Here is a 12,116-nt window from a genome sequence, read left to right as displayed (position 1 = left end):
GTCCTGCTCGCGCCCCGCGACGGGCGGGGCCGGGGCGCGAGCAGGACGCGCGCGCGGCCGTCCGGGGCGGTCTCAAGGCCGCCGACCCGGACACCGGCGACGACCGCGTCGCTGCCGAGCCGTTCGCGTACGGCGTCGGCGAGCACCCGTTGCAGGTCACCGCGGTGGATGGACAGCTGCGGCCACCGGTACCCGGCCGCCAGGCCGCGCGGCTCGCGGGAGATCAGTCCGCCGCCCCGGTGGTAGTAGCGCAGTTCACCGGTGCGTACGGCGCACGCGTCGAGCCGGCTGAGCAGTCCGAGCGCGTCGAGTTCGCGTACGGCGTTGGGCATGATGTTCAGCCCGGCGCCCAGCGGCTGGATCTCCCGGGCGGCCTCCACGACGGTGATCCGGTCGAAGCCGGCGGCGTGCAGGGACAGGGCCGCGGTGAGGCCGGCGATGCCGCCGCCCGCGATCATGATGTGGGTCATGGGGTGAGTCTCTTCTCGCGAAGCGGTGCGGGCGCCGGCCGGGACGCTGACCGCGGGGGTGCGGACACCGGCACCGGCGCGTGCATCCGTACATTCGCGTGCCGCACCAGCGTCTCGTTGTCCCGCGTCAGATCCAGCACCGACCGCAGCAGCGCGATCGGCGCGCCGCCGCTGCCCGCGTCGTACAGCCGCAGTTCGTCGCTGTACGCCTTGCGCGCGATGCCGATGTGTCTGGCCCGGAACGTCTTGAGTATCCGCAGCACCCGCGCCGCCGACACCGCGGACGCCGCCAGCACCGGCGGCAGCCGCGGCGTCGACTCCCAGCTGATCGCGGCGGACAGCTTGCTCACGGCGGACGTCGAGCCGCGGTGCGCCGCGTGGAAGGCCCGCCACGACGGCAGGCTGTAGAGCACCGACTCGTCGAGGAACGCGTCGTACTCCGGACTGCTCCGGTCGCTCTGCCACAGCGTCAGATCGACCAGCCACAGCGGCACCTGCGCCGCCGCCGGGCCCAGGTAGTCGCGGCCCGCGACGTCTATCTCCTCGAAGTAGGGGCGGAGTCCGCGCGCGAAGAACTCGGGCGACACCTGCGCGACGGTGAAGTCGATGGAGTCGACCATGGCCTGGACGTGCTGCCCCGTACGGTCGAGCGCGTCGGCGAAGCGGGGGTCGTACGGTTCGAGTCCCGCCAGCTCGTCGCAGGTGTCGAGCGCGGCGACGAGCGCGGGGAAGACCATCCGTACCGCGTTCTGGAGATGCCCCTCCATCTGCTCGCCGGTGTACATCCGCTGGCGGTCGCCGAGCGGATTCCACGTCGTGTAGTGGTGCACGGTGTCGCGCGGCACCATGTCGGTGCGGCGGGCCAGTTCCTGAAGGACGGGCAGGGCCTCGGGGACGGCGGCGAGCGGTTCGGCTCCGTGCCGCTTCAGCGAGCCGAGCAGCAGACCGAGGTCGCGTACGGCGGCGAGCGCGTCGACGACGCTCAGCGAGGCGGTGCGGTCGTGGTCGGGGACGAGCCTGCGCAGGGCGACGGTGAGCGCGGGGATGTCCGCGTCCCGGTTCATCGCGGGTACGGCGGCGACTGTCGCGTCGGCGCCCAGCGGATCGGCCGCGCGTATGCCGGCGATGCGGTAGCGCGGCTCGTAGCGCCCCTCGATCGCGGGCGCGACAAGGTCGTACAACGTCATGGAAGTGCCCCCCTCGGGCGTGGGTCGGGTGGGTGGTGGGACACGGGACGGGCGGCGTCCCGCCGTCGCGGCCACTGTCGCGCTCGATCACGCGCCCCGACCGGCCGGCGGCCCCTTGCCCGCTCGCGGCGATCCCCCCTGGCCCGCTGTCGGACCTGGACCGTCGACCGGGCCCTGCCCCGCCTGCGCACTCGCTCCTCCTCCTGCGTCTAGTCCAGGGCGCCGCCGACCCGGTCCTGGTGCGGAGGCGCGGACGCTGGCGCGGGGAGCCGCAGCCGGAAGGTGAGCAGCGCGGCGCAGGCGGCGAAGAAGGCGCCGACGAGGAGGGCGGCCTTGAAGCCGGCGGTCTCGTCGACGGCGCCGGTCGCGCCGAGCGCGTCGGTACGGGCGGCGGCGACGGCGACGAGTACGGCGAGGCCGAGTACGGAGCCGAACTGCTGGCTGGTGTTGATCAGTCCGGAGGCGAGTCCGGTCTCGCCCGGCGTCGCGTCGGCGGTGGCGGCGACGTTGGTGGTGACCATGACGAGCGGCAGGGCGGCGCCCAGCACGAGGCTCGGCGCGAGGACGGCGGAGAGGAACGTGCCCTCGGCGGCGAGCGCGAGGCCGAGCCAGAGCATGCCCGCGAGGAGCAGCGTGAAGCCGAGGGTCATGGTGGCGCGCAGACCGAGGCGGTGGATGAGGCGGCCGGTCTGCGGGGCGACGGCGACGACGACGAGGGAGAGCGGGAGCAGGCCGAGCCCGCCGTAGAGGGGGGTCTGGTCGAGGACGCGCTGGAGGTAGAGGCTGACGAGGAAGAACATCGGGAAGAGCGTCATCTGGGCGAGTGCGCTGAGGCAGTTGGCGAGCCGCAGAGTGGGGCGCCGGAGGACGGCGGGGGGTACGAGGGGGTGGGCGATTCGTTTCTCCAGGACGGCGAACGCCGCGAGGAGCGCGAGCCCGGCGGCGAAGACGCCCAGGGTGCGCGCGCTGGTCCAGCCCGCGTCGGCCGCGCCGACGAGGCCGTACGCGATGAGCCCGAGTCCGGCGGTCGCGGTGAGCGCGCCGCCGATGTCGAAGCCGCGTTCGGCGCTGCGGGTGTTGCCGTCGAGGAGCCGTAGCGCGAGGACGGCGAGGAGGAGCGCGCCGACCACGTTGAGCCAGAAGGTGGAGCGCCAGCCGAGGAGGTCGGTGAGTACGCCGCCGAGTACGGTGCCCAGGACGCCGCCGAGCCCGCCCATCGCGGCGAACGCGCCGAGGGCCTTGTGGCGGTCGGGGCCGTCCGGGAAGAGGTTCAGGAGCAGGGCGAACGCGGCTGCGGCGGCGAGCGCGGCGCCGACACCCTGGACGGCGCGGGCTCCGACGAGCACCCCCACGGACCCGGCGGCGCCACCAGCGGCGGAGGCGGCACCGAGCACCCCGAGCCCCCCGAGGAACACCCGCCGGTGCCCGAGCAGATCGGCGGCACGTCCACCGAGGAGCAGCAGCCCGCCGAAGGTGATGAGAAACGCGTTGGCGACCCAGGACAGCCCGGCGGACCCGGACCCGAGATCCCGCCCGACGGACGGCAGGGCGACGTTGATGATCGCGGTGTCCATGATGAGCAACAACTGCGTGGACGCGAGCAGCGCGAGCCCGGCCTTGGCACTGCGCGTCCGTGATCCCGGCGCCTCGGGGCAGGGGGCGCGAAACCCCGGGGCGCCGGGAGCTGATGGCCCCCCTGAACGGGGCACGCCGAGCCCCCCGGCCTCGACGGGGCCGGTGACCGACGAGCCGTCGGGACCCACGGGGCCGTCCGGCGCGGCGGCTCGGTGGGCGGAACGCCCACGGCCGTTCTCCGCCGCCACGTCCCGCTCGTCCCGCCCGTTTCCGCGTTCGGCGTTCACCTGGGACCCGTGCCCTCGGGTTCACCGCCGAGCGCGTAGCCGTCGAGGCAGGCCTGGGCCAGGGCCTCGCAGGACGCCGTGTCGCCCTCCCAGGCCTGCTGCATCAGGTAGACGTGCGGCGCGCCGTGGTAGAAGCGTTCGTACTGGTCGTGGCGGGAGGCGAATTCCGAACCCAGCGCGTCCCAGGCCAGTTTGAGCAGTTTGATCCGGCCCTCGGCCGACTGGCCCGGCGCGCGCAGGTGGCGGCTCACCAGCGGGCCCAGCTCCGGGTGGAGCAAGTCCTCGCCCGACGCGGGGAGTTGGATCACCCCACCCCCCGCGAGGAGTTTGATCTCCTGGACCGCCTGCGGATACAGCTCGCCCGCCATGATGCGCTGCGCGAACGAGATGTCCTTGCCGGGCATCACCCCGCCGCGACCGCCGTCGACCTCCTCGTAACTCGCCTCCGCCGCCAGCACGAACGCCTTCGCCTGGGCGACCTTCCCCAGCAGCCGGCCGATCGCCTGGGTGACGGGCGGGAGTTCGTACGTGCCGTTGGACTTCGTCAGCAGGATCGCGATCCCCGCGAGGAATTCGAGCTTGGTCCAGAAGCGCGTCGCCGCCTGGTGCACGAAGTTCACGTACGCCGGTGTCCGCCACCACATGCCGAAGCTCGCGTCGACGTTCCGGTAGGTGAGCACGGACTCCCACGGGACGAACACGTCGTCGCAGACGAGCAGCGCGTCGTTCTCGTCGAAGCGTGACGACAGCGGGTTGTCGAAGACGCTCCGCGCCCTGCCCTCGTAGGAGACACGGGAGATGAAGCTGAGACCGGGGGTGTCGACGGGGATCGAGAAGCAGACCGCGCGCTCCACGTCCCCCGGCGCGAGCGGCTCGATCGTGCCGACGATGACCTCGTTGCCGAAGACCGCCGCCGTGCCGATCATCTTCGCGCCGCGTACGACGATCCCGCCGTCCTTCTCGGCGACGACCCGCACCACCGGGTCGTCCTCGGCCGTCCCGCCCTTCGCGTCGAACGGGGTGCGCGCGCCCTGCGGGTTGGTGATCGTGAAGGTCGGGTACAGGTCGCCGTCGGCGAGCCGCCGGTGGTACGCGAGCGCGTTCGCCGCGCCGTCGAAGCCGTCGGTGGTGAACACGCCCGGCGCCGCCGCGAATCCGGCCGCGCCGCCCGCCATGTAGTCCGGCGTACGCCCCAGGAAGCCGTAACTCGCCTCGGCCCACACCTTGTACGCCCGCCGCCGCGCGACCAGGTCCTCGTATCCGCGCGGCACCGCGAACGCGCGGTGCGCGCCGTCACGCGTCAGCACAGGCGTGTGCGCGGAGTCGTGCGCCAGGTCGTAGAGCCGGGCGATGGATCCCGCGGTGTTACGGAACGCCGGATGCCGTGTGATGTCCTCGACCCGCTCGCCGTCGAGCCACACCGTGCGGCCGTCGCGGAGCGACTCCAGATACTCCTGACCCGATCTGGTCAACACTTCTCCTCATACGGACACGGATACGGACAGGCACGGGGACACGGATCAAAACGATTCATGCGGCACACCAAGCACATGCGGAACGCTGCTCCCACTTCCCTGAGAGCCTTCCCTGGCGCAAGCGCCGTCAGCAATGAACGACCGTCCAGCGGTCCTTAATAACCGGCCAGACCGCGACATCGGCGGCCCCTACGCCGCGGGCACCGCACCGCTGCGGTACTCGCCCGGCGTCTTCTCGAACCACTTGCGAAACGCAAGATGGAAACCGACCGCGCTGCGGTACCCCACCCGCTGCGGCACCGCCGACTGCGGCAGCGACGTCTCGCCCAGCAGCCGTGCCGCCTCCTGCATCCGACGGCCCGTCAGATGCCGGGCCGGCGCCTCCCCCACCAGCTCGCGGAACGCCGCCGTGAACGCCGACCGGGACATGCCGACCTCCCGCGCCAGGGACTCGATCGTCCACGGCTCGGCGAACCGCGTCGCGATGATCACCATCGCCCTGCTGATCCCCGGATGGCTCAGCACCGGCAGCGACGCCGGGTTGTCCGCGATCTCGCGCAGCAGTGGCCGCAGCGCCAGGACCAGCGCCATCTCGAACGCGCGCAGCGTGATGAGGCGGTCGCCGGGGCCGACGGGACGCTGTGTCGACGCCAGCAGCCGCAGCGTGTCGCGCAGCAGCGGTTCGTTGTCCACCTGGGTGCGGTCGAGGACCAGCGCCCACGGCAGCGCCGTGTAGAGACCGGTCGCGGCGCTCGCGTCGTAGTGCAGTCCGGCGCAGAGCAGCCGGCTCTCCGGCCCGCCGCCCTCGATCTTCAACTCGCCCGACGTGCCCGGCAGTCGCTCCGGCAGGACGGCCCCCAGCCGCAGTCCGCCGGTGCGGTCGGGGCGGTCGGAGATGCGGTGCGCGGTGCCGGTGGGGAAGACCGCGAGATCGCCTTCGCGAAGTTCCACCGGCGTCTGGCCCTCGCCGGTGATCCAGCAGCTGCCCTCGACGATGTAGTGGAGGATCGCACAACTCTGCTCGGCGTCGCCCTCGATGGCCCACGGCGCGCTGACGTGCCACCGGCTGTCGAAGACCCCTGTGAGCCGGAGCGGCTTCAGCAGCTCGCTCAGGAGATCGTCACCTTCGCCCTGGATGGGCTTCATCGGTTCCATGGACGATCCTTCAACCCCCGCCCCGGTTTGTTAATTGATCGGCCGAAGCCGCCGCCGCCAGCCTTGTGAAAGAGCCGTCATCGACAGCAGACACACCTTATCGAAGGGCCTTCAGACACATGTCCGATCAGATTCCGATGCGCGTCGCCGTCGTGGGGGCGACCGGGTTCCAGGGCGGTGCCGTGGCCCGTCTGCTGGCCGAGCGCGGACAGCGGGTCCGTACGCTCACCCGGGCCGCCGAGGCGGACCGGCCGCCGCTGCCCGGCGCCTCGTTCGTGGGCGGTGACCTGGACGATCCTCCCGCCGTACGGCGGCTGATGGAGGGCGCGACGCACGCCGCGGTGGTGATGCCGCTGGTGTACGGGACGGAGCAGGTCCGGCGGTACGCCCGTAATGTCGCCGAGGCCGCGCGCGAGGCCGGCATCAAGCGGCTGGTCTACAACGCCAACACCCGGATCCCCCAGCAGTCCACGAATGTGGCCGCCTTCGAGACGCGCCGGATCGCCGAGGAGGAACTGCGGGCCAGCGGTGTGCCGTTGGTGGTGCTGCGCCCGCCGGTCTACCTGGACAATCTGTTCAGCCCGTGGAACGGACCGGCTCTTGTCAGCGAGGGCGTACTGGCCTACCCGCTGCCCGGCGGCTGTTCCGCCGCCTGGATCTCGCACCGCGACCTCGCGGAGGCGGTCTTCGCGGCGCTCACCGTCGACGGTGTGGAGGGCGAGACGTTCGACATCGGCGGCGCGGAGTCGCTGACCGGTGACGAGCTGGCTTCGGCGTTCGGCACGGGGCTCGGCCGTGAGGTGCGCTACCTGTCGCTGCCCCCGACGGTCTTCGAGCAGGCGCTGTCCCAGGTCGCCGGGGCGGAGGCGGCGGCCGGCGTCGCGGGGATCTACCACTACATGGCGACGGGCGAGGACCCGCTGCTGATGGCCGGCGACGGCGGCCGGGCGGCGGACGCGCTCGCCGTCAAGCCGGCGCCGGTGGACGAGTGGGTGACGCGCCAGCCGTGGCAGGTCTGGTCGACGGACGCCGGCTGACCCGTCCACACCCCCAGCCCGCCCCGTTCTCGCGGAAGCCGCCCGTGCGGCCCGCGAGGACGGGGCGCCCGCGTTTCCCGCGCGATACGGCCGGTTCCGGCCAGGGCACCAGAGTTGCCCAGGACTTAACGCGGCGGCGGATTGTGTACCCGAAAATCGTGGGAAGGCTCATCCGGTACGTACGGCAAGCACGCTCGTTTCATCGGACTCCATCGCTTTCCCACCGCTATTGGAGTGAACGCGGACAGGAGCGGCCATGCCCGCAGCCCGCCAGTCACCATCAGAGCAGCTACAAATAACATCAAAGTCAGGCAAAACCTCCTCATCCATTCGACCCGCCCTGCCTGCCCTGCCTGCCACGCCCGCTCAGCCCCCAGGTGATTTCATGATCGGTCGCATTCCCGTCCTGGACGTCCGCCCTCTCGTCAACTGCGGCAAACGCCCCGCCAAGGCGGTGAGCGGAGAGACGTTCCAGGTCACCGCGACCGTCTTCCGTGAGGGCCACGACGCCGTCGGCGCCAACGTCGTCCTGCGGGGCCCGGAGGGCCGCCCGGGCCCCTGGACCCCCATGCGCGAACTGGCCCCCGGCACCGACCGCTGGGGCGCCGACGTCACGCCCACCTCCGAAGGCCGGTGGACGTACAAGGTGGAGGCGTGGAGCGATCCGCTCGCCACCTGGCGCCACGCCGCCGAGATCAAGATCCCGGCCGGGATCGACACGGAGCTGGTCCTGACCGAGGGCGCCGCCCTGTACGAGCGGGCCGCGGCCGGCGTCCCCAAGCGCGATGGCCGCGAGGCGGTCCTGGCCGCCGTGGACGCGCTGCGCGACCGGCGCCGCCCCGCCGCCGCCCGGCTCGCCGCCGCCTTCACCCCGGAGGCCGACGACGCCCTGTCCCGCCACCCGCTGCGCGAACTGGTCTCGGCGTCGAAGCCCGTCAAGCTGCTGGTGGAGCGTGAGCGGGCGCTGTACGGCTCCTGGTACGAGCTGTTCCCACGCTCCGAGGGCGCGGTCCTCACTCCGGGGAAGCCGCCGGTCAGCGGCACGTTCAAGACCGCGGCCGAGCGGCTGCCGGCCGTCGCCGCGATGGGTTTCGACGTCGTCTATCTGCCGCCGATCCACCCCATCGGCACCGCGCACCGCAAGGGCCCCAACAACACGCTCACCCCCGGTCCCGACGACGTCGGCGTCCCGTGGGCGATCGGTTCGGCGGACGGCGGCCACGACGCGATCCACCCCGACCTCGGCACGATCGAGGACTTCGACGCCTTCGTGGCCAAGGCCGCGTCACTGCGCATGGAGATCGCGCTGGACTTCGCGCTCCAGTGCTCGCCCGACCACCCGTGGGTGAAGGAGCACCCCGAGTGGTTCCACCACCGCGCGGACGGCACGATCGCGTACGCGGAGAATCCGCCCAAGAAGTACCAGGACATCTATCCGATCGCCTTCGACCGTGACATGGACGGCCTGGTGGCGGAGACCCTGCGGGTGCTGCGGTACTGGATGGACCACGGCGTGCGGATCTTCCGCGTCGACAATCCGCACACCAAGCCGGTGGTCTTCTGGGAACGGGTGATCGCGGACGTCAACGCCTCGGACCCCGATGTCATCTTCCTGGCCGAGGCGTTCACCCGGCCGGCCATGATGCACACCCTGGGCGCGATCGGCTTCCAGCAGTCGTACACGTACTTCACCTGGCGTACCACCAAGCAGGAGCTGACGGACTACCTCACCGAGCTGTCGGGCGAGGCCGCGTCGTACATGCGCCCGAACTTCTTCGTCAACACGCCCGACATCCTGCACGCCTATCTTCAGGACGGCGGGCGTCCGGCATTCGAGGTACGCGCGGTGCTCGCCGCGACGATGGTGCCGTCCTGGGGCGTCTACGCGGGGTATGAACTCATGGAGAACGCCCCGGTCAAGCCCGGGAGCGAGGAGTATCTGCATTCGGAGAAGTACGAGCTGCGCCCCCGGAACTGGGAATCGGCGGAGCGAGAGGGTCGCACCATCGCCCCGCTCATCACCGCGCTCAACCGGATCAGACGCCGGCACCCGGCGTTGCAGCAGCTGCGCGACATCCACTTCCACCACGCCGACAACGACGCCGTCATCGCCTACAGCAAGCGCTCGGGCCCGGACGTCGTGCTGATCGTCGTGAACCTCGATCCGCACCACACCCAGGAGGCGACGGTCTCGTTGGACATGCCGCGGCTCGGCCTCGACTGGCACGAGACCGCCCCGGTGCGCGACGAGCTCACCGGAGAGATCTACCACTGGGGCAGGGCCAACTACGTGCGCCTGGAGCCGGGTGTGACACCCGCGCACATCGTCGTTCTGCGACCGTCCCCGCCGATCGGAGGGTCACCCACACAATGATCATCAATGAGCCCGTCCACGACATGTTCGAGGACACTCCCGCGAAGGACCGTGACCCCGACTGGTTCAAACGAGCCGTCTTCTACGAGGTCCTGGTGCGCTCGTTCCAGGACAGCAACGGCGACGGCGTCGGAGACCTCAAAGGCATCACCGCCAAACTGGACTATCTCCAGTGGCTCGGTGTCGACTGTCTCTGGCTGCCGCCGTTCTTCAAGTCCCCGCTGCGTGACGGCGGTTACGACGTCTCCGACTACACCGCCGTCCTGCCCGAGTTCGGCGACCTCGCCGACTTCGTGGAGTTCGTCGACGCCGCCCACCAGCGCGGCATGCGCGTGATCATCGACTTCGTCATGAATCACACCAGCGACCAGCACAACTGGTTCCAGGAGTCGCGCAAGGACCCCGAAGGCCCGTACGGCGACTACTACGTCTGGGCCGACGACGACAAGCAGTTCCCGGAAGCGCGGATCATCTTCGTCGACACCGAGTCGTCCAACTGGACCTTCGACCCGGTCCGCAAGCAGTACTACTGGCACCGTTTCTTCTCGCACCAGCCGGACCTCAACTACGAGAACCCGGCCGTCCGCGACGAGATCATCTCGGCGCTGCGCTTCTGGCTGGACCTGGGCATCGACGGCTTCCGCCTCGACGCCGTGCCGTACCTCTACCAGGAGGAGGGCACCGACTGCGAGAACCTTCCCGCGACCCACGCCCTGCTGCGCGAGGTCCGCGAGATCGTCGACACGCACTACCCGGACACCGTGCTGCTCGCCGAGGCCAACCAGTGGCCGGAGGACGTCGTCGACTACTTCGGCGACTACGCCAAGGGCGGCGACGAGTGCCACATGGCGTTCCACTTCCCCGTGATGCCGCGGATCTTCATGGCCGTACGGCGCGAGTCGCGCTACCCGGTCTCGGAGATCCTGTCCAAGACCCCGGCGATCCCGACCGGCTGCCAGTGGGGCATCTTCCTGCGCAACCACGACGAGTTGACCCTCGAAATGGTCACGGACGAAGAGCGCGACTACATGTACGCGGAGTACGCCAAGGACCCGCGGATGCGCGCCAACATCGGCATCCGGCGCCGGCTGGCCTCCCTGCTGGACAACGACCGCAACCAGATCGAGCTGTTCACCGCTCTGTTGCTGTCGCTGCCCGGCTCCCCGATCCTCTACTACGGGGACGAGATCGGGATGGGCGACAACATCTGGCTCGGCGACCGCGACGCGGTGCGCACCCCGATGCAGTGGACCCCGGACCGGAACGCGGGCTTCTCGTCCTGCGATCCCGGCCGGCTCTACCTGCCGACGATCATGGACCCGGTCTACGGCTACCAGGTCACCAACGTCGAGGCCGCGATGGCGTCGCCGTCGTCGCTGCTGCACTGGACCCGCCGCATGATCGAGATCCGCAAGCAGAACCCGGCCTTCGGGCTCGGCTCGTACACGGAACTGCCGTCGACCAATCCGGCGGTGCTCGCGTTCCTGCGCGAGGCGCCGTCGCAGGACGGCAACGGTGACGACCTGGTGCTCTGCGTGCACAACTTCTCACGCTTCGCACAGCCCACCGAGCTGGATCTGCGGGCGTTCAGCGGGCGTCATCCGGTGGAGCTGATCGGCGGGGTGCGCTTCCCGGCGATCGGCGACTGGCCCTATCTGCTGACGCTGGCGGGCCACGGTTTCTACTGGTTCCGGCTCCGGCAGGACCCCGCGCCGGCCTGACGCCGAACATCAGGACCGAAGGCGAACAACTGCGGGGCGGTCGGTTACCGCCGCCCCGCACGGGGCACCATCCCCGACATCGAGTGGTCCGGTGGTCCGTAGGAACGGGCTGGACACGCCCAGACGGTCCGTACGGGCCATCCTCACCCGACACGTCCCGCACAGCCGGACTCCGTTGCCGCAATCCGGGACACTCTGCGCATCCTGTGGTGTGCCCCGGGGAAAGGACGCGATGCCATGTCGAAGGCTGCATCCACCCGGAGCTCACCAAGCCCCGGTGCGGCGCTCCCGCCCGCCACGGCCGCCACGCTGGTCGCCTCACTCGCGCCACTGCTCCACGAGTGGCTGCCGCGCCAGCGCTGGTTCGCGGGCAAGGGCCGCCCCATCACGGGCTTCGCCGCCGTCACCGCCACCGAGCTGATGCCGCCCGCCGCCGCGGGCCCCGGGCCCGGACTGCTCCATCTGCTGGTGCGCGTCGAGCAGCGCGCCACCCCCGACCTGGACGCGCCGCCCGTCCCCGTCCCGCCCACCGACGACTGCTACCAGCTGCTGCTCGGCGTACGCTCCACGCTGCCGCCGCACCTGACCGCCGCGCGCATCGGCATCGTCGACACGGGGCCGCTGACCGGCCGGGTCGTCTACGAGGCGCTGCACGACCCGCGCCTGGCCGACCTGCTGCTGGAGCGGCTGCGCTCCCCCGGCGCGCTGGGGCCGCTGCGCTTCGACCGGGCCGTCGAGATCCGGTCGGGGCTCGTGCCGCGCCTGCTCGGCGCCGAGCAGTCGAACTCCTCCGTCGTGTACGGCGAGGAGTACATCCTCAAGATCCTGCGCCGGG

At 71.1% G+C, this 12,116-nt stretch carries 9 protein-coding genes; 4 read left to right on the top strand and 5 right to left on the bottom strand.

Annotated elements, in window-relative coordinates; genetic code table 11:
- The 5 genes from BHU15_RS26120 to BHU15_RS26100 form a co-directional block, all read right to left on the bottom strand.
- A partial coding sequence (locus BHU15_RS26120) for an FAD-dependent monooxygenase (protein WP_171908449.1) occupies positions 1 to 470 on the bottom strand: 470 nt, incomplete at its 3' end.
- Positions 467 to 1,657 carry a monodechloroaminopyrrolnitrin synthase PrnB family protein gene (locus tag BHU15_RS26115; protein ID WP_079128381.1) on the bottom strand — a complete coding sequence of 397 codons (1,191 nt, stop codon included), beginning with the start codon at positions 1,655 to 1,657 and terminating at the stop codon, positions 467 to 469. The genes BHU15_RS26115 and BHU15_RS26120, both read right to left, overlap by 4 nt.
- A 209-nt stretch (positions 1,658 to 1,866) precedes the next feature.
- Positions 1,867 to 3,519, bottom strand: coding sequence for an MFS transporter (locus BHU15_RS26110; protein ID WP_368483218.1), 1,653 nt, complete (start codon positions 3,517 to 3,519; stop codon positions 1,867 to 1,869).
- The gene (locus tag BHU15_RS26105; RefSeq protein ID WP_069629430.1) at positions 3,516 to 4,991 is read right to left on the bottom strand and encodes a 4-hydroxyphenylacetate 3-hydroxylase family protein; all 1,476 of its coding nucleotides are present in this window, start codon (positions 4,989 to 4,991) and stop codon (positions 3,516 to 3,518) included. Before BHU15_RS26105 ends, BHU15_RS26110 begins: the two co-directional genes overlap by 4 nt.
- Before the next feature lie 192 nt (positions 4,992 to 5,183).
- The gene (locus BHU15_RS26100; protein ID WP_023538556.1) at positions 5,184 to 6,149 is read right to left on the bottom strand and encodes an AraC family transcriptional regulator; all 966 of its coding nucleotides are present in this window, start codon (positions 6,147 to 6,149) and stop codon (positions 5,184 to 5,186) included.
- 119 nt (positions 6,150 to 6,268) lie between these two features.
- Between BHU15_RS26100 and BHU15_RS26095 the strand changes: the two genes are divergently transcribed.
- The 4 genes from BHU15_RS26095 to BHU15_RS26080 form a co-directional block, all read left to right on the top strand.
- Complete coding sequence (locus tag BHU15_RS26095; RefSeq protein WP_171908448.1) at positions 6,269 to 7,186, top strand: SDR family oxidoreductase; 918 nt, start codon at positions 6,269 to 6,271, stop codon at positions 7,184 to 7,186.
- Positions 7,187 to 7,571: 385 nt separating this feature from the next.
- The gene (locus BHU15_RS26090; RefSeq protein WP_069629429.1) at positions 7,572 to 9,560 is read left to right on the top strand and encodes an alpha-1,4-glucan--maltose-1-phosphate maltosyltransferase; all 1,989 of its coding nucleotides are present in this window, start codon (positions 7,572 to 7,574) and stop codon (positions 9,558 to 9,560) included.
- On the top strand, positions 9,557 to 11,281 hold the full coding sequence (gene treS, locus BHU15_RS26085; RefSeq protein ID WP_023538559.1) for a maltose alpha-D-glucosyltransferase: 1,725 nt from the start codon (positions 9,557 to 9,559) through the stop codon (positions 11,279 to 11,281). Before BHU15_RS26090 ends, treS begins: the two co-directional genes overlap by 4 nt.
- 237 nt (positions 11,282 to 11,518) lie before the next feature.
- On the top strand, positions 11,519 to 12,116 hold a 598-nt coding region (locus BHU15_RS26080), incomplete at its 3' end, for a maltokinase N-terminal cap-like domain-containing protein (RefSeq protein WP_438284983.1).

It is taken from the genome of Streptomyces niveus (assembly GCF_001723055.1).
Taxonomy (GTDB): Bacteria; Actinomycetota; Actinomycetes; order Streptomycetales; family Streptomycetaceae; genus Streptomyces; species Streptomyces niveus.
Note: the sequence above shows the minus strand (reverse complement) of the source record. Positions and strands in the feature narration are given on the sequence as shown.